Source organism: uncultured Veillonella sp. (assembly GCF_963524655.1).
Lineage (GTDB): Bacteria > Bacillota > Negativicutes > Veillonellales > Veillonellaceae > Veillonella.
Map to the genome: position 1 here is coordinate 1 of NZ_CAURHA010000002.1, position 26,978 is coordinate 26,978.

Consider the following 26,978-nt stretch of genomic DNA (forward strand, 5'->3'; position numbering starts at 1 on the left):
GTTCTGCACGAGTGATAACAATTTCATTAATAATTGGTACTAACTCCTCTTCATTCCCATCATTACGGTCAATATAAGCATATAAGTGACCACGCTTTTCTATTTTGTAGTCACCTTGAACTATACGTTTTATATGACTTTGCATTTGGTGAATTTCTATTTGATTTAAGAATCCTAGTTCACCTAAGTTAATACCGCACACTGGTACATTATACGGATAGATTTGTCGTGCTAAATGGATAATTGTACCATCTCCACCAAAACTAAAAGCAATATCTATTTGTTTAAAGATTTCTGGACGGCTTACAATATGAGTTTTTGGAATCTTAAGTACTCGTGCAGGTGCATCTGATTCGAGATCATCTGGCAAAAATACTTCGATACCTTCTTCTTTACAAATATGAGCAGCCATTTTTAGAACTGCCATAATGTTGCTTTTCCCCATATTCGGGAAGAATCCGATACGCATAGTAATCTCCTATAACGAATGAGCTTCGGTAACGACTGCATCAATTAATTCGTCGTTAATAGTTAAAGCTCCTTCTTCGTACTTTTTAAAATAACCTAAGAACTCAATATTTCCTTCCATTCCTTTAATTGGTGAGAAGGTTAAACCATGGATATACAGTCCACAGTCATAAGCCACTTGTAATATTCGGTGTAAAACCTCTTTATGGATGGCGCTATCTCGTACTATACCACCCTTTCCAACATTTTCTTTGCCCGCCTCAAATTGAGGTTTAATTAAGGCTACAAGAGAACCTGTATCTTTTAATAAGGTGGTAGCAACTGGTAGAACTTTGTCTAAAGAAATAAAGGCTACATCAATAGAAATAAAATCGACAAGTTCACCTAATTGCTCTGGTGTGACAGTACGGATATTTTGTTTTTCCATGTTGATAACACGTGGATCTTGACGTAATTTCCAAGCTAATTGGTTATATCCCACATCAATGGCAAATACTTTAGATGCGCCATTTTGTAATGCACAGTCAGTAAAACCGCCTGTACTAGCGCCTATATCAACCATGACAGCATCTTGTAAATCGATAGGATATGTTTGGATAGCTTTTTCCAATTTAAGTCCACCACGACTTACATAAGGCAAGCTATTGCCTTTTACAAGGATATTAGCATCGACAGGTACTTTTGTGCCAGCTTTATCAATGCGCGTAGTATCAATAAAGATAAGTCCCGCCATGATAGCGGCTTTTGCTTTTTCTCTGCTTTCAAAAAGTCCTCGATTGACAAGGAGTATATCTAACCGTTCTTTACTGCTCATAGTACACCATTATAAATATAATAAAACTGAATATAGGCAACGAGAATACCAAGGATTAAACCACCAAATACTTCTACAGGGGTATGTCCTAATAACTCTTTTAGCGCTTCTTTACGAGTAATTTGAACAGGAATATTTTTCTTTGTAAAATATTCCACAATTTGATTAAGAATCTGCGCTTGTCTTCCCGCCTCTAATCGGACACCAGATGCATCATACATAACGACTATAGAGAATACTAAGGACAAGATAAAGAGATCTGATACACCATTTTTTAGATAAATAGCCGTAGTAGTAGCAATGACAAATGATGTATGGGAACTAGGAAATCCACCGGAGCCTACAAGGCGTTCTGGGCGAAATTTACCATGTCTTACCAGTTGCCATACAAATTTGATAGCTTGAGCAGTAAACCAGCCCCAAAATGCGGCTTGCGCTATGTAGTTATGTGCTATTTGTGGTAATATATCAATCATTCTTTGTACCTTCTACAGGTAATACATATTAATTCGTACGTTTTAAAAGATAATCAATTAATGCTGCCAATATAGATGTATCATAAGAAACAGAGTTTAATGCATCATGAGCTTGTTCACCTACTGCAGCGGCTTGCTCTTTTGCGCCCTCTAAACCAAGTAAAGATACATAAGTAGATTTATGTTGGCGAATATCACTTCCAGGAGTTTTTCCTAATTCTTCAATAGTGCCTGTTACATCTAGAATATCATCAGTAATTTGGAATAACAATCCTAAACAATTAGCATATTCCATTAATGCAGTTCGCGTAACAGTATCTGCATTGCCTAAAATGAGACCTAACTCTACAGAAGCATTAAATAAAGCGCCCGTTTTACCGCGATGGAGAACTTTTAACTCTTCTAATGGAATGTGTTTATCTTCACTAAGCATATCAAAGGCTTGACCGCCGACCATACCTTCTGGGCCTGCAGCAATTGCCACACATTGTATAGCATCGAGTTTATCTTGAGCAGAGGCCTTATTATTAGCGGTCATTAATTGAAAGGCGTACGTCAATAAACCATCGCCCGCTAAAATAGCTAAGCCTTCACCATAAACTTTATGATTTGTTAAATTACCTCTACGATAATCATCATTATCCATGGCCGGTAAATCATCATGTACTAAGGAATACGTATGGATACACTCCATTGCACATAGAAACTCTTTATAATCAGCAGGATCTTTATGAAGCATTTCTAATACAGCTTTAGATAAGATTGGTCGGATTCGTTTACCGCCCTGCATTAAGCTGTAATTCATGGATTCATACAGAGGTTTAAATTCTTGATTTGGACTAGTTAATACCTCATCTAACCATTGTTCAATATTTTGTTTGCTAGCCGCTAAATATTCTTTGAACATAGAATCTCCTTATTCGCTGATGCGGACTTCTTCGATAATTTGTTGTACCTCAGCCTCAACGGAATCAAGCATTTCTGCACATTCCTTAACTAAGGTTAGCCCTTTTTTATATTGAGTTAAGAGTTCAGAGATAGTCATGTCACCATCGTCTAACTGCTTAACAATATCTTCTAAGGCTTTATATTTTTTCTCATAACTTTTTAGTGATGCGGCCATCTTTGTGCGCCTCCTTTACCTTGGCAGTAACATAACCATCTGCTAATGTAACTCGTATATCATCATTCGGTTGCAATTGGGACACCGAAGTTATAGGTTCATTATTATGCTCTACCTTAGCGAATCCCTTAACCATCATTTGTAATGGATTTAAAGACTCTAACTGTTGGGCTAATAATGCTAAACTATGCTTTTCAGTATTACATCTCTCTTTAGTAATATTTGTTAATGTTTGTGAAAGTTCTTGTAAATGTGATTTTTGCTTATGTAAAAACTGAAGTGCTGGTATACCGAGTCTGCGATTAAAGAGTAATGTCAAATCTGTTCGTTTTTGTTGTAGTGTATAACGTATATATTCGTGTAAATACTCTTCTTTTTCTGTTAACTGATCTTGTAATGTAGTAAGTGGCAAGACCGCCATCTCTGCAGCATGACTCGGCGTAGCACCACGTGCATCTGCCACATAATCACATAAAGTGTAATCAGTTTCATGGCCTACAGCAGAAATAACTGGCGTGTTAGCCATATAAATAGCTTCTACTACAGCTCTATCATTGAAGCACCACAAGTCCTCCATAGAACCGCCACCACGACCAACGATAATAAGATCTACATCAGGATCTGCATCAGCAGCAGCAATACCTCTGGCAATAATGGGGCCAGCAGTATTACCTTGTACAGGAACAGAGAATAATTTAAATTGAACTAATGGGTTACGTCGCTCGCTGACATGCAAAATATCATGTAATACGGCGCCAGATTGCGACGTGACTATTCCAATGCAGCTCGCCATATACGGTAAACTTTGTTTGTGTCCATCATCAAAGTATCCTAAAGCAGTTAATTCTCGTTTTAAAGCGTCAAATTCAAGCTGTAACGGGCTTTTAGAACCTATTTGCATATCAGATGCAATTAGATTTAAACGGCCCATTTTATTGTAAAAATTAACAGATGCTTTTACAGTTACTAATAAACCATTTTGAATGGCATTAGCCAACCCTTTTTGCACAACAGTGCTAGACCACATGGTTACATCAATGGCAGACTCCTCATCTTTCAAAGAAAAATACATGTGTCCACTACTATGACGTTTAGCATTGATGATAGTACCGCTAACATAAACATTTTTTAGTAGATATTCCCTATCTAGGGTGCGCTTTATGAGATTGTTCAATTGTGTAATGGTTAATACATTCACGATGATCCTCTAGATTCTTGTAAATAAGCAGCGCCAAAAGCATTGCCTGTAGCATTATCAACAGAATATTGTGGCTGCGCCACATGCAATGTCATACGATTCCGTTTACAATAGGTTTCCATTCGCTTACGAAGTAAACTATTGCTCATCACACCACCTACAGCGATAACTGTATGAACTGGTTTTTCTTTAATATGATAGGTAATCATTTTTTCTAAAGCATTTCCCATAGAAGTAAAAACAGCTCTAGCTAAATTTGATTTATCCAGATCACTCATGGTTTCATTTATACGTCGCATAGCTGCACTGCAAGGACCGGCAAAACTAATCCATCCATCTTTCATAGATGATGGTAATGGCTCATACTCTGTAGTTTGTAATGCTAATGACTCTAGGTGTTTGCCTGCAGGGAATGGTAAACCCATAGCGACACCGATGCGATCAACATATTGACCGCCTTGCAAATCTTTAGAACCGCCAATGATGTGAGATTCAAAAATTCCTTCACCTTGATAATGGCAATAGACTAACTCTGTAGTACCACCTGACAAATGTAAGGCCAAAAATGGCTCAGTCGGAATATGTTCTAAATCTCTCAGTGCTGCTAAAATATGATTTTCTTGGTGCGCAAAGATATGTAAAGGCACATTTAAAATATGACTCAAGGTTTCCCCTTGGCCTAAACCAACCATAAAGGCGGGCATATAAGAATTTTCCTCACGTCGTGGAAAGCCACTAACACCGATACCGCTAATTGGTACTTGAGGTAACTCTAACATTAGCTTAGGCAATGCCTTTGTATGCTGAAAGACCATATTTGATTGTTGTAGTCCTCGCTCACCAGGTTTAACCTCTAATAGTTTACGTGCCTCTCCTACGATGTGAAAGTCACTATCTATAATGGCACAACTAGTGGTATAGCAACTGGTATCAATGCCTAAGTAATATCGTTTCATTATCTACTCTTGTTATATGCATCTAAGATTGCATTAATTAATTTATAAGAAGCATCAGAGCCAAATTCTTTTGCTAGCTGAATGGCTTCGTTAATGGCAATAGATGGTTCTAATGGTTCTACTTCGTTAGTCATTTCCCATACGGCAATACGTAAAATAGCGCGATCAACTTTATCTAGATTTGCTACTTTACGAGATTTACAGAATGGTTGTAAATCTGCATCTATTTTCTCAGCTGTTGCTATTACACCTTGAATAATACTATTGGCATATGCTTTATCCATAGCTTTTTGAATATGACCTTCAGGAAATTGAACATCATTTTTATCACTATGAAATTCATTAGCATATAACATTTGGAATGCGTATTGACGTGCTTCTCGTCGATTTCGCTTAGTTACCATGTAAAACTGGCTCCTTTTCTTTTACAATACCTTCAATATGCACATCAACCTTTACATGATCTAGGTCAAGCATATTTTTTAAGGTTTGTTTGATTTCTGATTGTAATTGTTTAGATAATTCAATGAGATTATATCCGTACAATGCTTTAATATAAATATTTATTTCAATAAAACCTTTACGATGTTTTACGTTAATACCTGGTAAGCTACGTTGCCCAAAAGCATGAGTAATACCTTCTACTAACTCATCGTAAAAGCGTGGGCTTAAAGAATGAATACCAGGAATTGTACCTAAAGTTTTGGTTGCCACATCAATGATGACAGAGTCGGCAATATCAATAGTATCCGTATCTAAGCCATAATTTAATTGATTGTCTGAACTCATATAGATGCCTCCTATGGTAGTTGTGGCGTAACTAAATCATCAAAAATGATATCTTGTACAACTACATCAATAGTTTGAACCTCAATTTCTGTGTAAGATACTAAGGCTGTATTAATTCGTTCTTGTAGTCGTAAAGCCACGTCAGGAATACGGTATCCATATTGTATGCATACATATAGTGTAACTGAAATAGCCCCTTCATCGTTAAAGGAAATCTTTACACCTTCATGATCAGACTTAAGTCTAAAAAAGGTATTAACTCCATCGTTAAAGGTGGAGCTCATGTGATGTATACCCTTTGTTTCAAGTGCTGCCATTGTAGCAATTGTTGCATATACATCTTCATTAATCTTAATTTTACCAGACTCTAGTTCAGTATTTTTCTTCGTCATACTGGCCTCTTTCAAAAAAAGCACTTGTCCCTATATATAATTACATAGACGACAAGTGCTTACAGTGCAAATGTTACGATATATGGGAATAAGATTCCATGAAAAGATCTAGTCCCAATACATATCAATGAGTATTAGGCACGTTCGATGTATTGACCTGTACGAGTATCAATACGTAGTACATCGTCAACTTCGATGAAGAGAGGTACTTTTACAGTGTAGCCTGTTTCTAATACAGCTGGTTTGTTGCCACCAGTTGCAGTATCACCACGAATACCAGGATCTGTTTCAACTACGCGAAGCTCTACAGCTACAGGCAAGTCAAGACCGATTACGATACCTTGGAAGAACATAATGGATACTTCCATATTTTCAAGAAGGAAGTTTTTAGCTTCGCCTAATTGTTCAAGGGTAAGTTCAACTTGATCATAAGTTTCGTTATCCATGAATGTATAAGCGCCATCAGACTCATATAAGTATTGCATACGACGACGATCAACATGTGCTTTAGGCACTTTTTCACCTGCATTGAATGTACGCTCTACTACAGAACCAGTTTGCAAGTTTTTCATTTTAGTACGTACGAATGCAGCACCTTTACCTGGTTTAACGTGTTGGAAATCTACTACTTGCCATACATTACCGTCGATTTCAACGGTTACACCTGGGCGAAAATCATTACTGGAAATCATCTAACTCTTCTCCTTCTAAATACTTATCTCAATTAACTCTTTTGGACTATGTGTCAACACCTCATAGCCGTCAGATTTGACGATGACACTATCCTCTATTCTCAATCCGATAGTACCGGTAATATAAATACCTGGTTCCACCGTGATGATCATATTTTCTGTAAATACCGTATCGGATTTAGTATTGGCTACTGGTTCTTCATGAATTTCAAGGCCTAAGCCATGACCAGTACCGTGATTAAATTCCTTGGTATATCCATGCTCTTTAATATAATCACGACAAACTGCATCTAGTTCTTTACCAGTAATACCAGCGCGAACAGCTGCAACGCCACGTTTTTGTGCTTCTAAAACTATACTATACAATTTCTTTTGTAAGTCAGAGGCAGGGCCCATTACAATGGTTCTTGTCATATCAGAATGATAACCTTTGTAAACAGAGCCGAAATCTATAGTTACAAAATCACCTGCTTCAATAACCTTATCACTAGCTACACCATGAGGCATGCTAGAACGACTACCTGAAGCAATAATAGTGGCAAAGGAAGGCTCCTCAGAACCACGTTTTAACATTTCTGTTTCTAAAATGATACGGACTTCGTTTTCCGTCATTCCCACTTTAAGTTGTGGTAACAATGCAGCAAAAGATTCATCACCAATATTAGCCGCGATGCGTAATAACTCTAATTCATCCTCTCGCTTTACTGCTCGAAGTTTGGCGAAATTAACAGATGTAAAGTCAAAGTTTTCATCTAATGTATCACATAAAGATTCATAAGTATCTACAGGCATTTGTTTGCCCTCTATAGCGAATAAACCTTCGTGAATATGATGTTCATTGAATATATCTACAAGAGTATCCATAACAGTTGTTTCATATTGAATAACCGTATACCCTTCACATTGTTTTGTAGCTTGTTCAGTATATCTGAAGTCGGTAATCATAAAAGCTTTATCTTCTGTAATAATAGCAAAGCCTGTAGTACCAGTGAAACCAGCAAAATAATGTAAATTTATAGGGCTTAACAAAATAACGCCTGTTAATTCTTGCTCTTTAATATACTGTTGTAGCAGATTTAATCCATTCATAATCGTGCTCCTAGTCTATAAATTACAATTAATCTTACCATAAAATGCCTATATTGAATAGAATTTTATGCTATTTTTTGAAGCCCTCTACGTCATCAATAGTCAAGTCCATTACAGAGCCGACTTCTTCAATACCATTTAAATCTACATGGCCTATAGTAAGACGCTTTAAATACGATACGGTACCACCAGCAGCACCTATCATGCGTTTTACCTGATGATACTTTCCTTCTTCAATAGTAATGGTGGCTGATTGATCTGATAATAATTCAATTAAAGCCGGTTTACATTGAGTTCCATCACCTAATACAATACCCTCTTTAATGCGCTGGATGCCCTCCTCAGAGAGTTCTCCTTCAAATTCTACGTAGTAAACTTTAGGTACATGCTTATGACCGTTGATGATTGAGTGTCCCCATACTCCATCATTCGTAAGTAGTAAAAGGCCTTCTGTATCTTTATCTAATCGCCCAACGGGAACTACGCCCATTTTTAAATACTCAGGCGGCAATAAATCCATAACGACGGGATGAGTAGAATCTTCTACAGCCGTAACATAGCCCTTAGGTTTGTGAAATTTAACGTAATATAGTTGTGTGGTATTAACAGTTTGACCGTCTACGGCTACTGCATCAATGTCGATATCGATATGAATATCTTTTTTTGTAGTAATCTCACCGTTAATAGTAACTCTTCTATCCTTTATAATTTGATGAACTTCTTTCCGACTACCAAATGCTTTATTAGCTAATAATTTATCGAGTCGCATTATTCATGTCCTTGTAATACATCTACATGAGCAGTATCGTTAAGCAAATTCAAAACATTATGATCAAATTCGCCCATTCCATTGTAGAAAATACGATTAATAGCCGTGTTGCCTTGACTAAAGTTCCAACAGTGACTAATAGAGATATCTAATAATTTACATAGTAATGTTCGTATTGTACCACCATGACAAGCAATGAGAAGAGTTTCTTCCTCATCATTAGCATTAATAAATTCCTCTAGGCCTGCCCACGCACGGTCTTGCAAATCTTTAAAGCTTTCACCATTAGGCACCTTAACTAGATGAGGCCTCAAATACATTTCATCGATTAAACCAGGCCAACGAGCTTCAATATCGGAGAATAGCATAGCCTCCCAATCACCAAAATTTAATTCTCGTAAACGTTCATCTACAGTAATCGGTGTTGTACGATCACCACGAATAGCTTCGGCAGTAACTAAAGCACGACTTAAATCACTAGATAATATACGATCAAACTTTACATCTTTAAGAGCTTGACCACATGCTTTTGCTTGGTTTAAACCATTTTCATTGAGTGGAACATCGGTAATACCTTGGTATTTCCCCATTTTATTCCAATCTGTTTCACCGTGGCGCACAATATATAATGTCTTCATGATCTACCTATACTTTCAAAATTTCTGTTAGTGTATCAACTAATCTAACATTATTATCATGGTCTTTAATAGCAATGCGAACCCATTGATTACTTAAGCCCATATAGGAATCACAATTGCGAACAATTATGTTATGTTTCTTTAGAGCTTCATTAATTGTATCTGCCGTCACCCCATCTTGTTCGATATGGAACAAGATAAAGTTAGCTGAAGGCGGATAAACAGTAATACCTGCTATAGCATCTAATGCGTTATACATGTAGTGTTGTTCTTCGCACAATACTTGTTTTGTACGCTTTACATACTCTACATCGTTTAAAGCAGATTCTGTATATGCTTGGGCCAATGTATTAACAGACCATGTAGGAATAAATTTATTTAATTGGTCAATGATTTGAGGGTTGCTGAAAGCAGCTCCAATTCGTAGACCTGGAACAGCATAAAATTTTGTAAAGGAATGAACGACGATGATATTATCGAATTCATTTATTAAGGAACGCATAGAGTATTCATTATCTTGTAATGTATCATTTCCCACAAAGTCGATAAAGGACTCATCAATAACAAGTAAGCTATTAGCATCTTTAAGCATACTTGCAACAGTGCGGATATGATTTTTATCAAGTAATGTCCCGTCTGGATTATTTGGATTTCCTAAAAATACGATGATACGACCATCTTGCCCTTTTAGTTCAGCGGCAAAGGTTTCGAGCGCTAAATAAGGAACCTCAAAATAAGGTTTTCCATTGTCATCCTCCCGTGGTCGATAATAAATATCGCGTACAGAAATTCGACTAGCCTCTAATGCTTCTTTATATTCGGAGAAGCCTGGCGCTGGTACAAAAGCACCTGTATACCCAGGTAAACGGCATATTGCATATAATAGCTCTGCCGCCCCATTACCAACTACAATTTGATGTTTATTCATACCATAGGTATCTGCAATAGCATTTAACACATCATCATTGGTAGCATCTGGATAATGTGAAATATAACGTAATTGAGCCTCTAATGAAGACAATCCTCGTTGACTAGGACCTAGTGGATTGATATTAGCACTAAAATCAATAACCTCGTACGGTTCAATTCGTTGTTCATGGGCAAATTGAAATATATTGCCCCCATGTATGTTAGACATTCTATTCTCTTTCTATAAAATACGTTACCGTTTAATATAAGTTAATCCTTCATTTGTAGTTTCTACTGTATCTACGTAAGATAATTGTGGCAACTTACGTATAATTTCATTTTTACAATCATCAATTCGTCCATAATCAACAGGAAATAATAATCCCATTATGGTACCGCTATGAGCGATGATTGTACCAACACTGTTATAGTAATTACCTATATCGTGAAAGTCATATAAATTCGGTTTATACAAGATTCTTTGATTACCAAAGGCACTTAATGTAGCTGCTTGACCTATGAGCTTAATATCATGAGTAATAAGACCATGTTTAAATAACTCTAGCGACTCTCGTATAATCGATTCTTTTTCTAATATTTTATTTTGTAAATCCGCTTGTTTATTAAAGCTTACAGTATCAATACTGCCACCTTCATCAAATACGAGTATTTTTAAAGGCGGGCACATACCTAGCGGTTGGGATATGGTTCCCTTAATATAATCAAACTGCGTAACACCTTGATAAAAAGAAGCATCTGTAGGCTCTACAGACAAACAGATTTGTTCTAGCTCTTTAAATGATAATTCGTAATCCATTGCTAAAGCGGTAGCCATAGCCGTTACAGAAATATCAGCTGAACTAGATGCCATGCCCTTCCCCTGTATAATATCAGACCGAACATATACAGGAGGACATATACTAGTATTTTTTTTAGAATACACTAATTGTTTGACTAGCTTTCTAGCTTGAGCTGACTTAGGTTGTAGCGCACAATAAGTTTGTGAAAAGGGATGCACTACATTACTTAATGCGTAGGAGTATCGATTGATCGGACATGTGACTAAAAATGATTGTCCATCAATAGAACCTTGTAGAAATTCCCCACATGTTCCTGGGGCTCTTACATAATAGGTCACATTAAACTCCTTTCACATTAAACTAAATAAAGTATTAAATAACTCTTATTGGTAAATAACTAGATAAAATTATGAGCCTATTAGAACATAGTTGGATTTGCCACAACTGTAGCAGATAATATGGATAGAATAATAAGGTATACTAAAATCAATAATACTTCGGTTACCTCTACAACAAATCCGTATGTATCACCAGTAGTGCCACCTAATTCTTTTACAATATAACGGTTTAAGAAACGGTTGATAATATAAGTAATTATCATGCTAATAATATTGATTTGGAAAACTCCTATTGTGGCATATACTAATACGCCTAAACCTACAACATACCCTACATCAGGAACGGCAAAAATTGCAAAAGCACCGTATAACAAGGTGTATAATAAAATGCCAATTAATAGTAATACAATAGGCATAAAGAATGTAGAAATGGTATTGTAAGATATAACATGTTTAGGTGCTAAATTAGCAAATGCTGCCCCCATTCCTTGCTCTCTAGCGTAAGGATAGGAACGAATGCTAAATACCATAGACCAACGACTCATTAAAGGCATCATAATAAGTGCCATAGGAATAAATTCAGCAGTAGGAATAGCAGCTAATAATTGCCATTTTAAAAGAGTGACAAATACGAAAGCTACAACCCCAAAGGAGCCTATACGGCTATCTTTCATGATTTCTAGTTTTCGTTCTCTTTCACGACCAGAAAACAAACCATCACTAGTATCCATCAGCCCATCCGCATGAAGTCCACCGGTCAGTAAAAACTCGGACACAACGATAATCAACATCAACGGCATGATAGGAATAAATGGAGATAATACGCCATAGAGTAATGCTAAAATGAGACCAATAATAAGGCCTACATAAGGAAAGGCTATAACAGATTTACCAAAGTCTTCTACGGTCCACTCTGTTTGGTTTACAAGTTTTAAACGTGTTAAAAATTGTAATGCTATAAAAAAAGGTGTCATTATACATTCATCCCATAGGTAATAACTGTACTAATGATAACCATTAGTATAGTCGTAACATACATCATATAAATTGTTCGCGTAATATGATTACGATTTAGTTTTTCAATAGGATCTCCCATATATTCACGGAAGGTCATTTTTTTGAAATACTGATTGTAACCACCTAAACGGATATGTAAAGCTCCTGCAACAGGTGCTTCAGCATAGCCCCCATTTGGACTAGGATGTTTTTTTGCATCACGCAAGCCAATTTGTACTGCTTTTTTAGCATCAAAGCGTAAAAAGAACGCAGAAATAACAAATAATATAAAGGTAATGCGTGCAGGAATCCAGTTTAATGCATCGTCAAAGCGAGCTGCGACACGGCCAAAATATAAGTACTTTTGATTTTTATAGCCTAACATAGAGTCCATAGTATTGGCAGTTCTATATAGAATAGCCCCCATAGGACCACCTAAAATAAAGAAAAATAAAGGTGCAATAATACCATCCACAGTATTTTCAGCAATTGTTTCTACTGTAGCACGAGTAATTTCACTTTCATCTAAATCTTCTGTATCACGGCCTACAATCCAAGATAGTTTTTGACGAGCTTCTACAATATTATCTTGTTTGATAAGTTGGCTAATAGTAAAACCTGCTCCAGCTAATGATCTTGGAGAAATTGCAATGTACAGTATGATGACCTCTAGAGCATACGCCACCCACTCATTAACAACGGCACCAAGCCATAATATTAGAGATACTATAATATATACTGATACAAGTATTAAACCAACAGCAATACCACCGTACCATAATTTTTTTGTATCATTGTCAGTATCCTTATAAAGAACTGCTTCAAAAAAGGATATAATGCGACCAATTATGGCAACCGGATGGTACTTACTATTGGGATCACCAATAATTAAATCCAGCATGAATGCTAAGGCTGGAATACATACAAAGCTATACTTTGAAAACCAGTGCAAAATATCTAAATGTTCCATATATCTCCCCTACTAACCCAAGGTAGACATAATGTAATCCATATCTAAATGTTCCTCCACAATATCAGCTAAACGATCATATGCTGCATTTTTATGGTCAAAATAATGGAATACTACATCTAATGGTTCTAATCCCTTACGCTCACGCAATTGATTGATAATAAATCGTCTAAATTCATCATTATCAAATACACCATGAATATATGTGCCCATTACTTGATGATTGCCATCGATAAAACCATCGATAACATTAACAGCCTCTTCGCTACGGCTTGTAATAGTAAAGCAACGCGTTACTGTATCTACTAATGGTGTAGTATCGCCCATATGGATTTCATAGCCTACTAAATTTTCACCAGTGAAAGTACCATTTAAGAATTTCAAATTAGACACATCAAATTGTACTTGATGCGTCGTTTTTTGATCCTTCATAGTCGTTGAAGATTCTACAAGGCCAAGTCCTTCTATCTCCTCAATATCCCCTTCCATATGATGCGGATCATAGATGGTTTTACCCAACATTTGGTTGCCTCCACAAACACCAATAACTGGAGTTCCTTGAGCAGCCAATTTTTTAATTTCCTCAGCAAAACCTGTATCGCGTAAATACGTTAAATCTGCCAATGTATTTTTAGAGCCTGGTAGAATAATTAAATCAGGTTTCCCAATAACATCTCCAGGGCCTACAAATCGAACAGATACATCTGGCTCGTAATTAAGAGCATCGAAGTCTGTAAAATTAGAAATTTTAGGTGTTTGCATTACTACAACTTGAATTTCTTTAGAGCCACTGTTGCGTTTATTTTCTAATGCCACAGAATCTTCTTCATCAATATCAAGTTTTTCAATAGCAGGAATAACGCCTACCACTTTTTTACCTGTTTTTTCTTCAATGAAAGTAAGCGCTGGTTCTAATAATTTAATATCCCCACGGAATTTATTGATAACAATACCTTTAATGAGGTCACGTTCTTCTGGCTCGAGTAGTTCTAAGGTACCTACGATAGAAGCAATGGCGCCACCACGATCGATGTCAGCAATTAAATATACAGGAGCTTGCGTCATTTTAGCAATGCGCATGTTAACAATATCATTAGCTTTAAGGTTAACTTCTGCAGGGCTACCTGCACCTTCGATAACCATAACATCGAAATTAGAATCTAAGAAATCAATAGATTCTTTTACTTTATCAAGGGCAGTTAAAGAGTATTTTGTATGGTATTCTTTAGCACTATAGACGCCTACTGGTTTACCCATTAAAACAACTTGAGATGATTGATTCCCTGTTGGTTTTAATAAAACAGGATTCATTTGAACAATTGGATCGATACCTGCTGCTTCCGCTTGTGCTACTTGAGCACGACCAATTTCATCGCCCCATTTTGTAACGTATGAATTGAGGGCCATATTTTGCGCTTTGAAAGGAACCGTTTTAAAACCTTTTCTGTAAAAGATACGGCATAATGCAGTACAAAGAATACTTTTACCTACATTAGAACTTGTCCCTTGGAACATGATTTTCTTAGCCATTTATATGAACCTCCTGTGATTTTAATTCAATGGTAACACCGCTAATTGTTAAAAATAGTTTATCTGCGGCCGTCGCTACAGTTCGATTTACTCGACCAGCAATGTCTCTAAAATATCTAGCAAGTTTATTGTCAGGCACAATGCCTAAACCAATTTCGTTAGTTACAAATATAACTGTTTTACCTTCACACGATTTTATAGAAGCCAGCAATGTTTCTAATTCAGTAAGAACAGTTGCCTCTAATTGATTGGCATCTTGTTGTCCTTGTATAGAACCATGGGCCATCATGTGATTAGTAGTAAACATAGTTAAACAATCTATAAGAATTACATCAGCAGATTGGCTAATATTTTGCCATTCTATAGCTAAATGTAATGGTACTTCAAAATTATTCCATATCTCACCACGTCGCTCTTGATGTTTTTTAATACGATCAATCATTTCATCATCAAAAGCTTGTCCTGTTGCTACATAAGCTTTTCGACCTTCTGTAGCAAGGGCTAATCGTTCTGCAAATTCACTTTTTCCACTTCGTGCCCCACCGGAACACAATATAATTTGGGATTTCATAATGCACCTATACAAGAATTTATAATTTCAGTATCATTATAAGTATAACAAAGGAGCGATACTATGGAAATTATGAATATGAAACTAAAAATGATGGCTACTTTATGGGATAATACCTATCGTGTTGCCATCGATGATGGACAAGGAAAATATATTGGTACTGTACGCGTAGTAGTGAATGTTCCACTACCGCCAGAAGCATTACCTGAAAATGCACCACAAGTAGAACCTCAACTATTAGTACTAGTAGAAGATTTTGATTTTGGTGCTGATAAAATTATAAACTTCGAAGCAACACTAGCCGATTTATTAAGAGAGAAATTTCGCTACGAAATTCCTCATATCTTCTTCTATTATCCAAGCCCTCAAGATGTGTTAAATCAAACGATTTCACAATAAGGTCTATAACGAGCAAAAAGCTATGTAAAATACATAGCTTTTTTTTGTTTATTCAGCTCCAAGTTCCTCTTCTACGCGACACATAATAAAGCAAAGGTCGGATAGACGGTTTAAGTATTTCAAATTAGATTCGTGAACACTTTCACCGGCATCTAATACACGCCATAAAGCACGTTCAGCGCGTCTAGTAATCGTTCTAGCTACGTGTAAATAAGAAGAAGATTGTTTTTCACCTGGAATAACAAAACTAGATAATGGTTCTAGCTTTTCATCGAAGCGATCGATGACTTTTTCCAAATGTTTTACATGTTGATCAGTAATTACTGGAGCCACATTTAGACTAGCAATATCGGCCATTAATGTCCATAAATTACGCTCAATATCATATAACTCCGCTGCAACACGTGGATTTTCAGCATAGGAGCGAGCCAAGCCTAAGAAAGCTTGTAATTCATCGATTGTACCATAAGCTTCTACGCGTAAAGATGACTTCTGTACACGTTCACCTGTGTATAAACCAGTTGTACCAGCATCACCTGTTTTTGTATAAACACTACTTGCCATATTATTACCTCCTATAGATATACATGGATGTAGAAATAAAAGCTAAATGATCTCAACCTAGAGATTATTTGTATTCTGGGAACCAAAGGCTAACTTCACGAGCAGCAGCTTCTGGAGAATCAGAAGCATGTACTACGTTAGCGTCCATTGTTAAGGCATAGTCACCACGAATACTACCAGGGGCAGCATCTACAGGATTTGTTGCCCCGTTTAAAGCACGTACGGATACAATTGCATTCTCACCAGCTAAAACAAAAGCGAGAACTGGACCAGATGTAATAAAGTCAACTAATTCACCAAAGAACGGTTTTTCTTTGTGCTCAGCATAGTGCTCTTCAGCGAGTTCACGAGGTACCTGTAATAATTTTAGCGCTTTAATAACAAGACCTTTACGTTCATAGCGACTAAGAATTTCACCGCTTAATTGACGCTTAACAGCATCTGGTTTAATTAAAACTAATGTTTCTTGCATGATATCCTCCTGTAGATATTAATTAGAATTTTGCCTTTTCTTTATATTTAGGATTCATGGCTTGTTTTTTTAGCTTTTCAATACGTTCTTCTGTACGAGGATGTGTACTAAAAAGATTACTCAAGCTTTCACCAATACCCATCATAGGGTTAATAATAAACATATGGGCAGTTGCATTACTAGCATTCGGCAATGCACCATGTTTAGAATAGTAATCGATTTTAGCAAGAGCAGAAGCCAAGGCTAGTGGATTACGACACATGTCTCCACCACCTTCATCCGCTAAGAATTCTCTGGCACGAGAAATACTCATCTGAATAAGACCTGCTGCGATAGGAGCAATAATTATGGCACCTATTAATGCTAAAGGATTAGAACCTTCTCGATCATCGGAGCGACCAAAGATTGCAGAAAATTGAAGTACGTGAGCAATCATAGAAATAGCCCCCGCCATCATCGCAGCAATGGTACTAATTAAAGTATCGCGATTCTTAACATGTGTTAATTCGTGTCCTAATACACCTTCTAATTCATCATCAGTTAATAACCGTTGGATACCTTCAGTAACTGCAACTGCAGCATTACTTGGATTTCTACCTGTTGCAAATGCATTAGGCACTTCACTAGGAATGATATATACCTTTGGCATTGGTAAATTACCATTTTTAGCCAATTTTTCTACCATTCCATATAGTTTCGGATTAGATTGTGCAGTAACTTGTTGAGCATTATATTGAGCTAATACGATTTTATCGCTAAACCAATAGGACATAAAATTCATGCCCATAGATACAACGAACATAGCCATCATGCCTGTTCTACCGCCGATCATATCACCTAAGACCACTAAAATGGCCGTTAGAGTCGCTAATAAAAGCGTTGTTTTCATACTGTTCATAGTTTCCTCCAATTATAGTTATGGACTGTGCCTAACACTATAATTATATCATAAACTATATAATGGACGCTCCTGTTGTATCTGCTTCTAAGCAATAGGTTTTATTATCAATACCATTAGCAGTAAATACGGCCCCCATCGCATCGGCCACATCTTGTACATGTGCTTTATCTACATAAGCAATTAGTGTAGAACCAGAACCACTAATAGTGGCACCATAAGCACCAGCAGTTTTTGCAGCCTCAAATACTTTATCACAATGTGGAATCAAGGTCTTACGGTAAGGTACATGTAAATTATCATCTAATGCGACAGATAAATTACTTAATTGATGCGTAATAAGGCTTGTAACAAATAAAGACGCATGACTTACGTTTTGTGCGGCCTCTTTAAATGGCACATGATTAGGTAAAACAGAACGAGCATATTCAGTAGATACCATGACTTCAGGTACTACAACAGCAAAATGTAACTCAGAGGGTACAGAAATAACTGTGTTAAGTACTTTAGTTTTTAACCCAGTTGCACAGCATAGATTGCCATAAATAGCAGGTGCTACATTATCTGGATGACCTTCCATGCGATTTGCAATAACAAGTAACTCTTCCTTTGAAAGAGGATGTTTTACTAACGCATTCGCAAGTAAAAGTCCCCCTACAATAGCCGTACTACTACTACCTAAACCACGAGATGGTGGAATTAAGGTTTCAGACGTAATATGACCGTATTGAATTGGTTCTTGAACTGTAGCAAAAACTTGATCCATTGCAAAACCAATAAGGTTCTTTTTTGGATTTTCGGCGCGTAAAATATCTGCACCGAAGCCCTCAAAAGTATATGTATATTCTGTAGCATTAACATCGGGTGTAAAGCTAAAAATATTATAAAGGTTTAAGGCTAAACCTAAGCAATCAAAACCAGGGCCACAGTTTGCACTAGTGGCAGGTACTTGTACACGAACAGTGTTCATAGTTTAAACTTCCATAATACGAATTACACTATTAACAGACTTAACAGAACGTAAGCTATTAAAGGAATCGATAAGATTTGAAATATAAGAACTAGGACATTTAGATGTTACAATAGCCAGTACTGCAGTTTCTGGATCCATATTACGTTGAACGATAGATAGAACAGAAATCTTTTGTTCTGCTAATTTTGCAGAAATTTTTGCCAATACACCTGTTTTATTATCCACAGCTAAACGTAAATAGTAGCTAGATTGAATTTTACCTGGAGAGTAAATATCTTTTTGATCGTAATAGAATGGTTTCAAACGACCTGTTTCATTATAAGAAACATTTTTAGCTACTTCCATAATGTCAGATACGACTGAGCTACCTGTTGGTAAGCTACCTGCACCACGACCATAAAGCATTACATCGTCAATACCATTACCTTTAACATAAATAGCGTTATAGGATCCACGAACAGATGCCAATGGATGTGTGGTAGGAATAAATGCAGGATACACATTTAGGGACAAACCTTGAGCAGTTTCCTTAGCAATACCTAATAATTTGATATTGTAACCAAACTCTTTACCGAATTTAATATCCTCTGTATCAATACTTGTAATACCTTCTACCGTTACATCTTCAAAGAAAATACGACGGTTAAAGCTAATAGATGCAAGAATAGCTAATTTACGAGCTGCATCAAGACCTTCTACGTCAGCAGTAGGATCAGCTTCAGCATAACCTAAATCTTGTGCCTCTTTTAAAACATCTTGATAACTTAAACCTTCTTCGGACATTTTAGTCAAAATAAAGTTTGTCGTACCATTCATAATACCGATAAGTTCGGTTATACGGTTACCGGCTAAAGACTCATACAATGTGCGAATAATAGGAATGCCGCCCAATACAGAAGCTTCAAAACGTAAATCTACTCCATTCTTACTAGCTAAATCTAATAAATATGGACCAGATTCAGCCAATAAATCTTTATTAGCTGTCACAACATTTTTCTTTGCTTTTAGAGCTCCCTCAACGCATTCCTTAGCAAAGGTTGTACCGCCCATTAGCTCAACAACCATTTGAATATTTTCATCTTGTAATACATCATCAATATTTGTTACATATTGAGCTGTTTCAGGCAAAGTAATATGGCTATATTTTTCTGGATTACGCACATAGATTTTAGAAATTTCAACATTTACTCCAGTACGATTTTTAATAAGTTCAGCATTATCTTGCAATAAATTAAATGTACCTTGTGCAACAGTACCGAAACCTAATAAAGCAATTTTTATAGTGGTCATAATAGTCCTACTCTCTTAACTAGCCTATGCTTGGCCTAAAATCTCTACTTTAATAATGCCCTTCATGGAGCGGATATCCAATAATAAGTCTTCTAATGAGCCTTGTAAGTCCTTTGTTTCAAAAGAAATACTGCTATTTGCAATACCTTGTAAGGGAATATCTTGATTGATTGTCAAAATACTGCCATTACGCTCAGCAATAGCTTTCAAAACACTGGACAACATGCCTGATTCATTAGACATGGAAACATAAATACTAACTATTTTCCCTTGAGCAATTTCAAAGAATGGAAATACATAGTCTTTGTATTTGTAATACGCAGAACGGCTTAAATCCATTTTTTCAACAGCTTCATTGATTGTTTTAACTTCACCTAATTTAAGAATTTCTTTTACTTTAATCGTCTTTTTAATCGCTTCTGGTAAAATATCTTCTTGCACCAGATAAAACTTATCTTTTTTTGGTTTAGACATAGAGTACACTCCCTTATTGTTCTCTTGAAGTTTCTTGGGCTACAAATTGACGCCCATATAATGTTAATACTGCATACATACCGATAAAAAATGGCAAATATTCAGCCACAACACGCCATGCTACAGCAACAATACCAACTGTTCCATTTGGTACAAAGGCACTAAACAATACTACAAATAGTCCTTCTGCAATCCCTGTTCCCCCTGGAGTTGGTGCAAAATATAAAATAAGATTTAATAGAATCATGCGATCTAAAATATCGATGATAGGAATATCTGGTGTAAAAGCGTACATTAATGCTGGTGCAATACAATACAAGCATAATAAACTTAAACCAGATTCAAAAAATACTATGATAGATTGAATTGGCTCTTTATAGAGTAAACCTAGGCCTTGATTTAACGTTTCTAACTTAGAAAGCCAATCCTTCGTTTTATGAGCTTTAAAGCGCTGTGCTAAATTATAGACAAACTGTCTCATATATTTAGTCTGTAAGATATATGTTCCTAGTAGAGTTGCTATAACGGCAAGCACCGCAAATAACAACAACATATCTCGTGAAATATAAGGAATCTCAATAGCATCACGTAAAAATACTAAAGGCAACATAATGACTAAAAACATAATGGAAAATACGGTTCGTATTAATACGATTGGCGTACCTTTAGATATGGGTACACCATAACTTTTTAGTACTAGTACTTGTGCTACGGCACCCCCACTGGCACCAGGTGTTAACATGGCCATAAAATAGTTACTAAAGATAACACGCAGTACCGCTTGGATAGATAGTTTGTAGCCACCAATTTTTACAAGACGTTGCAAGCGGAGTCCATCAAAATACATACCAGCCGCTAGTGCTACGATTGCCAACAATAAAGATACACTATTAAAAGACGATATAGTTTTTAATGATTCTAAATCGATGGTATAGTAAATAATTCCTATAGATACGGCTAATAACAAGAGAAACATAAAAATGCCTCTCTTCATCATTTTGCTCATATCAAGTCTCCATAATTAATTAGCTCTATACCATGTTGTCTTATATACAATCGGGTATGACTAGAACATAGTGCATGCAACTCATCTTCCCAGTGATATCCCCAATTATAACGCTTACCTAGAATTGTATTATTAATACCAGGATGAACCATCAATTCATGGGTACCAGAATTATTATTTACCTTTTTCAAAATACCCATTAATGATTTTTGATCTATATTTCCGCCATTCACCATTCCCCAGAAGTATTGGGTGGTCAACATATTGTTATTGCGTACTATTGGCCTTGCATTAGCAGCAACAGTTGATAAACCAACTTTACCTAAAAAACGAGTTGGAGAATATATGTAGTTCATAAAGCTTGTAGGTTCATCAGGTACTCTAATAGCATTTATACCAAAGGATTTTGCCTGTTCAATGACAATAGGTAAAACCGTAGGTAACACGTGCATATGTTGATGACCGTCAATATGAGTAACCTTTAATCCAGTGTCTGAAATTTGTGTAATCTGTGCATTAATCTCTTTACGTAATTCACTATAATTGATTTTGCCAGAGTAAATGCGTTTTATAAAATCAATATAACTCTCTGGAAAAACACCTTCTGCTGTTACGAGTGAAGGAACTTCAGCTGGATCACATACTGGTTTTAGTCCACCAACTAAAGCAATATGAATACCAATGCCCAACTTAGGGTTTTCTTTTGCCATGCTTACGGCTTCTGTAAAAGCTTCTCCTCCTGCTAATAAAGAGGTACTAGTAATAATACCTGTACGATGACCATCAATAATTCCAGCATTAACCGCACTATGAAGGCCAAAATCGTCTGCATTTACTATTAATTTGGACATAGTTATCTTCCTTTTCATTAAAAAAAGGGAGAACTTTGTTCTCCCACAAAGGATATATGTTATTGTACCAAATACACAACTAATAAATCAATACAAAAGCCCTCTACTTGTATACTAGTAGAGGACTTTTTATAATGCTATAAATTTTTATAATAAATATAAAATTAAATACATTTTACGAAGCATAAATTATAGGTGTTATGTCCTATATAAATTAATACTATATAAAAAATACAGTAGTATTTATTAGTACGAATTTAACTCATCAATTGCTCTTGAACCTTATACATACATAATGCAGCTGCTACACTTACATTTAATGATTCCATATCTCCATACATAGGAATCATGATGCGATTAGTGCATAGATTCATCACCTCTGGTGTCACACCATTACCTTCATTACCTAATACTAGCATAGTTCGTTTAGCATACGTCACAGAATGATAAGGCTCTGAATCTTCTAAAGCCGTAACATAGGTAGTCATATTTGATTCAGCCACAATATCATGTAACATAGACAAAGTAACATCCTCGTATAAAGGTATTTTATGTAAAGCACTCATTGTACTACGTACCGTTTTATCATTAAAAGGATCTACAGTCCCTTTCATTAAGAAAATGCCTTTTACACCTGCTGCAACTGCGGTACGAATAATGGTACCTAGGTTACCAGGATCTTGAACACCATCTAATGTAATGTATAGTCCATCCTCGATAGAAACACTTTCAATATTGTGTTTAGGTTTTGATACTATGGCCACAACACCTTGCCCATTTACAGTATTATCTATTTTATCAAACACAGGATCTTGAACTATATACGTATGTGCAGATTGAACAGAATCTAAGGTTAATAAATCTAATACATTTTTATCTTGTGCTTTAGACTCACGAATAACAACTGTTTTGACTGCACCCATAGCTGCAATATCACGTATAGAGCGGATGCCTTCAACAATATACTCCCCACTTTTTTGACGATTCTTACGCTGACCTAAAGCGATAATGTGCTTTATAGTTTTATTATCTTTCGATTGAATAAATTCCATACTAACTCCCGCTTTGTTGATTACTCCAGAGATTATAAAAGGCACCTTTTGAATTGATAAGTTCTTCAAAAGATCCTTTTTCTATTATTTTACCATATTCCATATACACTATTTTATTAGCATCCTGTACCGTAGAAAGTCGATGAGCAATGCTTACAATAGTTTTGCTACCACGAATATTTTCAATACTAGCTTGAATTTGCTTCTCCGTATGACTATCAATATTGGCTGTAGCTTCATCTAACAATAAAATAGGTGTATTTCTAATTAGAGTGCGTCCAAATGCCAATAATTGCTTTTGTCCATCAGATAACAAAGAACCTAAATAACCTACAGGTGTATGATAACCCTCTGGCAATTGTTCAATCATACTATCCAAATTTACTTGTTTTGCTGCATCTACCATATCATCATATGAAATAGAAGTATCAAAAAGTGTTAAGTTATCCTTTATAGAACCTTTAAATAGATACGCTTGCTGGAAAACATACCCCATCAAATGACGCAGTACGGAACTATCATAATTTGCAATATCAATGCCATTGATATAGATTGCTCCCTTAGTAGGTTTATAAAGACCCATTAACAAGGATAAAAGCGTTGATTTACCACTACCTGAAGGGCCTACGATGCCTATAAATTCACCAGCCTTAATGCTTAACGTAAAGTCTTCCAATGCGTATACATCGTTATTGTCATAAGAAAACCATACATGTTCAAAGTCAATAGATTCTATATGTTTAAATTCACGAGGAACTTCATTGGCGATTTGACGATCCTCTTCCTCTAATAAAGGAACTAATCTTTCCGCCCCAGCTAATGCACTTTGTAGAGAATTATATTTATCAGCAATTTCTTTTAATGGTTGGAAGAATCGATCCATGTATTGGATGAACGCAAAAACAGTACCAGCATCGGCCACCGAATCTATTACATTTGTAGTAGTAAAAATAACGATTAGTGCCACAAAGAATAGACCATCTACGAGCGGTCTAAAAATAGAAAACGTAGTAACTTCAAAAAGGCCTGCTTCTAAAAAGCCTTTATTAACCGTATTGTAACGTTCTTCGATGTCTTTTTCACCGCCATAAGATTTGACAATGACTATGTAGTTTAATAGCTCTTTAATGCTCGCATTAGAGGCCGCTACAGATCGGCGAACTTGACGGAATGCTTTACGAGAAAACTTTTGGAATACCCAAATAATTACGCCCATTATTGGTAATAAAATCGTCATGATAATTGCTAAAGGTACATTAATAGCATACATGAATCCTAAAATACCGATGATCATTAAACCGCTACTCGCTAAATTCAGTAATACATCTGTATATAAAGTGCGCAATGACTCTACATCATTTGTGATACGAGTCACCCAATTACCAATGGGTAATTTATAAAACTCATCATGGGACTTATGAAGTATCTTTTGAAATATAATGGCACGTATATTATAAATAATCTTTTGTCCAAAGCTTTTCAAAAAATAATTTTCTACAAATATACATAACACACTACCAATAATAGTAAGACCATATATTACAGCATAATATTCGATAACATTAATATCATTAGTAGCAAAGCCGAGATCAATAACTTGCTTAGTTAAATAAGGTCTTAAAAGCAAAAGTATTAAATTGCCGGCTAGCGCAATGGTAGCTAACAATAAAATACCCAAATAAGGCTTAATATACGCAGTTATATAGGAGAATAAAGCCCAATCATTTTTTAAATTACGCTTTTTCATGATGAGCCCCTCCTTTCTGCGCTTCATATAAGGTGAAATATAAGCCCTTATTAGCTAATAATTCTTCATGAGTACCTTCTTCTACAATACGACCCTCATCAAATACAAGGATTTTATCTGCTTTCTCTATAACCTCTAAACGCTGTGAAATACATAGAATAGTTTGATCTTTTACATTATTTAAAGTATCTAATATGGTTGTAACTGTTACAGCATCTAAAGCAGAAAAACAATCATCTAGCAATAAATATGGTGCATTTTTGTAGAAACCACGTGCCATATTAATACGTTGCTTTTGTCCACCTGATAAGTCTTGACCTTCTTCAGCTAACTTATGTAAATCATTGTTTAGCAAATCGCCCAAATCTCTGTATAAATCGGCCTTCTTCGCTGCTACTTCCATAGTTTCATGCATGGGTAACTCTTTACCGAATTTTATATTATCTGAAATGGTAGTACTTAATAAGTAAGATTGAGTTGGTACATAGGCAATGGAATTCCGAAGTTTCGCTAATGGTATATTCGTCAAATCTTGATTGCCAAAATAGATAGATTTTTCAGGACATTCTTGTAATCCAATTAGCAATTTAAATAAAGTACTTTTACCAGAACCTGGTTTACCCACTAACCCGATAAAAGAACCTTTAGGTATGGTGGTAGTCACTTGAGATAATGCATGACCTTTAGAGTTTTCATAATTAAAATCTAAATAGCGAACGTGAATATCTTCAAGGGCTAATACATCTACACTATCCTCTATTGTTTCAGTGGGCAACTGCAAGAAATCCGTAATGCGATCTAAGGAGGCTAAACCTTTTTGAACAATTGAAATAAGACCACCAAAACCAATCAAAGGGCCTACAATTAACATGATGAATGAATTGATAGTTACAAACTCACCTATAGTCATTTTGCCTTCTACAGCCAAGTGTCCGCAAATAAAGATGCTTATACTAATACAGATGAACGGAGCAATTCTAGTAAGTGGAGTTAATATAGCATCCAACAAGGCAACATCCATATTTTTCTTATAGTTAAGTTTATTGATTTTTTCAAAGGACTTTGAAATGATGCTTTCACGATTAAAAGCGCGAATAACATCCATTCCCTGAAATAGTTCTTGCCCAAACTCTGTCATATCACTATACGTAGCTTGAGCACTACGTTGTTTAGCTCTTAATTTTCTACCTAATACAAATATTGCAACGATAATAAAAAATATAGGTGTCATGATTTTAAACGCTAAGACACCATTTATTTTTTGAATTAAAATTATAGATCCTACAATGGAATAGAAAATAATATCTACTATTATCATTACACCTAAACCAAGTGCAACGCGTAATGATGTAACATCATTGGTCATAAGCGCCATAACCTTACCTGGCCCATTAGATTCATAATAAGTTGTTTTTACTTGTAAAGCTTGGCTACATAGAATTTCACGAAAAAGATATTCCATACGTCGAATAGAGCCTAATAAGGTTCTACGAGAGATTACCTTTAAAATTGTAATAATGATAAATAAAAAAATAAAATAAAAAATATAATTCACTAAACCTTCTTTATTATTGCTCAATGTATCTATGGCATTGCCGATAAATTGAGGTACAAATAAAAAAGCTACATCTATAGCTATCAGCATTGTTAAACCAATGGCATATATCCACCCCTCACGGCGGAAAAATTGCATAAATAAATTTATAGGTTTCATAGGCCCTCTCAAACACACTA

General features: G+C 35.8%; 32 protein-coding genes. 1 reads left to right on the forward strand and 31 read right to left on the reverse strand.

From position 1 onward, the window contains the following. The 20 genes from RYM16_RS00680 to cobU form a co-directional block, all read right to left on the reverse strand. Positions 1-469, reverse strand: a 469-nt coding sequence (locus RYM16_RS00680; protein WP_314981750.1) for an NAD(+)/NADH kinase, incomplete at its 3' end; no start/stop codon positions are given. Positions 470-478: 9 nt separating this feature from the next. After that, positions 479-1,282, reverse strand: coding sequence for a TlyA family RNA methyltransferase (locus RYM16_RS00685; protein WP_314981752.1), 804 nt, complete (start codon positions 1,280-1,282; stop codon positions 479-481). Next, positions 1,279-1,758, reverse strand: coding sequence for a divergent PAP2 family protein (locus RYM16_RS00690; protein WP_314981754.1), 480 nt, complete (start codon positions 1,756-1,758; stop codon positions 1,279-1,281). The genes RYM16_RS00685 and RYM16_RS00690 overlap by 4 nt, the downstream gene beginning before the upstream one ends. Before the next feature lie 28 nt (positions 1,759-1,786). Further along, positions 1,787-2,665 (reverse strand): farnesyl diphosphate synthase, encoded by an 879-nt coding sequence (locus RYM16_RS00695; protein WP_314981756.1) that lies wholly within the window; start codon positions 2,663-2,665, stop codon positions 1,787-1,789. Between the two features lie 9 nt (positions 2,666-2,674). Continuing rightward, positions 2,675-2,881, reverse strand: coding sequence for an exodeoxyribonuclease VII small subunit (xseB, locus tag RYM16_RS00700; protein ID WP_314981758.1), 207 nt, complete (start codon positions 2,879-2,881; stop codon positions 2,675-2,677). Continuing rightward, complete coding sequence (gene xseA, locus RYM16_RS00705; RefSeq protein ID WP_314981760.1) at positions 2,856-4,079, reverse strand: exodeoxyribonuclease VII large subunit; 1,224 nt, start codon at positions 4,077-4,079, stop codon at positions 2,856-2,858. The genes xseB and xseA overlap by 26 nt, the downstream gene beginning before the upstream one ends. Continuing rightward, positions 4,076-5,035, reverse strand: coding sequence for a metallohydrolase (locus RYM16_RS00710; RefSeq protein ID WP_314981762.1), 960 nt, complete (start codon positions 5,033-5,035; stop codon positions 4,076-4,078). The genes xseA and RYM16_RS00710 overlap by 4 nt, the downstream gene beginning before the upstream one ends. Further along, positions 5,035-5,439, reverse strand: coding sequence for a transcription antitermination factor NusB (nusB, locus tag RYM16_RS00715; protein ID WP_274205002.1), 405 nt, complete (start codon positions 5,437-5,439; stop codon positions 5,035-5,037). Before nusB ends, RYM16_RS00710 begins: the two co-directional genes overlap by 1 nt. Further along, entirely contained in the window at positions 5,429-5,824 is a 396-nt protein-coding gene (locus RYM16_RS00720; protein ID WP_314981764.1) for an Asp23/Gls24 family envelope stress response protein, read from the reverse strand. Before RYM16_RS00720 ends, nusB begins: the two co-directional genes overlap by 11 nt. An 11-nt stretch (positions 5,825-5,835) precedes the next feature. Further along, the gene (locus RYM16_RS00725; protein WP_314981765.1) at positions 5,836-6,216 is read right to left on the reverse strand and encodes an Asp23/Gls24 family envelope stress response protein; all 381 of its coding nucleotides are present in this window, start codon (positions 6,214-6,216) and stop codon (positions 5,836-5,838) included. A 134-nt stretch (positions 6,217-6,350) separates the two neighbouring features. Continuing rightward, positions 6,351-6,908 (reverse strand): elongation factor P, encoded by a 558-nt coding sequence (gene efp, locus RYM16_RS00730; protein ID WP_009352604.1) that lies wholly within the window; start codon positions 6,906-6,908, stop codon positions 6,351-6,353. A 15-nt stretch (positions 6,909-6,923) separates the two neighbouring features. Continuing rightward, on the reverse strand, positions 6,924-7,997 hold the full coding sequence (locus tag RYM16_RS00735; protein ID WP_314981767.1) for a Xaa-Pro peptidase family protein: 1,074 nt from the start codon (positions 7,995-7,997) through the stop codon (positions 6,924-6,926). Between the two features lie 70 nt (positions 7,998-8,067). Then, the gene (locus RYM16_RS00740; protein ID WP_314981769.1) at positions 8,068-8,766 is read right to left on the reverse strand and encodes a pseudouridine synthase; all 699 of its coding nucleotides are present in this window, start codon (positions 8,764-8,766) and stop codon (positions 8,068-8,070) included. Beyond that, positions 8,766-9,404 (reverse strand): alpha-ribazole phosphatase, encoded by a 639-nt coding sequence (gene cobC / locus RYM16_RS00745; protein WP_105081158.1) that lies wholly within the window; start codon positions 9,402-9,404, stop codon positions 8,766-8,768. The genes RYM16_RS00740 and cobC overlap by 1 nt, the downstream gene beginning before the upstream one ends. A gap of 7 nt (positions 9,405-9,411) precedes the next feature. Continuing rightward, complete coding sequence (locus RYM16_RS00750) at positions 9,412-10,542, reverse strand: threonine-phosphate decarboxylase (RefSeq protein ID WP_314981771.1); 1,131 nt, start codon at positions 10,540-10,542, stop codon at positions 9,412-9,414. Positions 10,543-10,566: 24 nt separating this feature from the next. Next, on the reverse strand, positions 10,567-11,451 hold the full coding sequence (locus tag RYM16_RS00755; RefSeq protein ID WP_314981774.1) for a GHMP kinase: 885 nt from the start codon (positions 11,449-11,451) through the stop codon (positions 10,567-10,569). Between the two features lie 80 nt (positions 11,452-11,531). After that, positions 11,532-12,425, reverse strand: coding sequence for an adenosylcobinamide-GDP ribazoletransferase (gene cobS, locus RYM16_RS00760; RefSeq protein ID WP_314981775.1), 894 nt, complete (start codon positions 12,423-12,425; stop codon positions 11,532-11,534). Then, a complete protein-coding gene (gene cbiB / locus RYM16_RS00765) occupies positions 12,425-13,417 on the reverse strand; it encodes an adenosylcobinamide-phosphate synthase CbiB (protein WP_314981777.1) in 993 nt (330 codons plus the stop codon). The genes cobS and cbiB overlap by 1 nt, the downstream gene beginning before the upstream one ends. 12 nt (positions 13,418-13,429) lie before the next feature. Beyond that, positions 13,430-14,947, reverse strand: coding sequence for a cobyric acid synthase (locus tag RYM16_RS00770; protein ID WP_314981779.1), 1,518 nt, complete (start codon positions 14,945-14,947; stop codon positions 13,430-13,432). Next, a complete protein-coding gene (cobU, locus tag RYM16_RS00775; protein WP_314981781.1) occupies positions 14,940-15,518 on the reverse strand; it encodes a bifunctional adenosylcobinamide kinase/adenosylcobinamide-phosphate guanylyltransferase in 579 nt (192 codons plus the stop codon). Before cobU ends, RYM16_RS00770 begins: the two co-directional genes overlap by 8 nt. A 63-nt stretch (positions 15,519-15,581) precedes the next feature. Here cobU and RYM16_RS00780 point away from each other — a divergent pair, with 63 nt between their 5' ends. Beyond that, a complete protein-coding gene (locus tag RYM16_RS00780; RefSeq protein ID WP_009352614.1) occupies positions 15,582-15,917 on the forward strand; it encodes a hypothetical protein in 336 nt (111 codons plus the stop codon). Between the two features lie 48 nt (positions 15,918-15,965). Here RYM16_RS00780 and RYM16_RS00785 read toward each other — a convergent pair whose 3' ends face one another. From RYM16_RS00785 to RYM16_RS00835, 11 genes are all read right to left on the reverse strand, one after another. Next, on the reverse strand, positions 15,966-16,481 hold the full coding sequence (locus tag RYM16_RS00785; protein ID WP_265137227.1) for a cob(I)yrinic acid a,c-diamide adenosyltransferase: 516 nt from the start codon (positions 16,479-16,481) through the stop codon (positions 15,966-15,968). A 64-nt stretch (positions 16,482-16,545) separates the two neighbouring features. Then, positions 16,546-16,953, reverse strand: coding sequence for a nucleoside-diphosphate kinase (ndk, locus tag RYM16_RS00790; protein ID WP_054747500.1), 408 nt, complete (start codon positions 16,951-16,953; stop codon positions 16,546-16,548). A 22-nt stretch (positions 16,954-16,975) separates the two neighbouring features. Further along, positions 16,976-17,851 carry a zinc metalloprotease HtpX gene (gene htpX, locus RYM16_RS00795; RefSeq protein WP_009352580.1) on the reverse strand — a complete coding sequence of 292 codons (876 nt, stop codon included), beginning with the start codon at positions 17,849-17,851 and terminating at the stop codon, positions 16,976-16,978. Positions 17,852-17,906: 55 nt separating this feature from the next. Beyond that, positions 17,907-18,821, reverse strand: coding sequence for a homoserine kinase (gene thrB / locus RYM16_RS00800; RefSeq protein WP_273298612.1), 915 nt, complete (start codon positions 18,819-18,821; stop codon positions 17,907-17,909). A 3-nt stretch (positions 18,822-18,824) separates the two neighbouring features. After that, positions 18,825-20,114 carry a homoserine dehydrogenase gene (locus tag RYM16_RS00805; RefSeq protein ID WP_287291403.1) on the reverse strand — a complete coding sequence of 430 codons (1,290 nt, stop codon included), beginning with the start codon at positions 20,112-20,114 and terminating at the stop codon, positions 18,825-18,827. 24 nt (positions 20,115-20,138) lie between these two features. After that, on the reverse strand, positions 20,139-20,588 hold the full coding sequence (locus RYM16_RS00810) for an ACT domain-containing protein (protein WP_004695770.1): 450 nt from the start codon (positions 20,586-20,588) through the stop codon (positions 20,139-20,141). 13 nt (positions 20,589-20,601) lie between these two features. Further along, a complete protein-coding gene (locus tag RYM16_RS00815; protein ID WP_009352599.1) occupies positions 20,602-21,594 on the reverse strand; it encodes a lysylphosphatidylglycerol synthase transmembrane domain-containing protein in 993 nt (330 codons plus the stop codon). Beyond that, a complete protein-coding gene (locus tag RYM16_RS00820) occupies positions 21,591-22,445 on the reverse strand; it encodes a ChbG/HpnK family deacetylase (protein ID WP_314981783.1) in 855 nt (284 codons plus the stop codon). The genes RYM16_RS00815 and RYM16_RS00820 overlap by 4 nt, the downstream gene beginning before the upstream one ends. Before the next feature lie 257 nt (positions 22,446-22,702). Further along, the gene (locus tag RYM16_RS00825; protein ID WP_314981785.1) at positions 22,703-23,497 is read right to left on the reverse strand and encodes an RNA methyltransferase; all 795 of its coding nucleotides are present in this window, start codon (positions 23,495-23,497) and stop codon (positions 22,703-22,705) included. A gap of 1 nt (position 23,498) precedes the next feature. Then, positions 23,499-25,244, reverse strand: coding sequence for an ABC transporter ATP-binding protein (locus RYM16_RS00830; RefSeq protein ID WP_314981787.1), 1,746 nt, complete (start codon positions 25,242-25,244; stop codon positions 23,499-23,501). Next, positions 25,231-26,958: an ABC transporter ATP-binding protein gene (locus tag RYM16_RS00835; RefSeq protein WP_314981789.1), complete on the reverse strand. Its 1,728-nt coding sequence runs from the start codon at positions 26,956-26,958 to the stop codon at positions 25,231-25,233. The genes RYM16_RS00830 and RYM16_RS00835 overlap by 14 nt, the downstream gene beginning before the upstream one ends. Between the last annotated feature and the right edge of the window lie 20 nt (positions 26,959-26,978).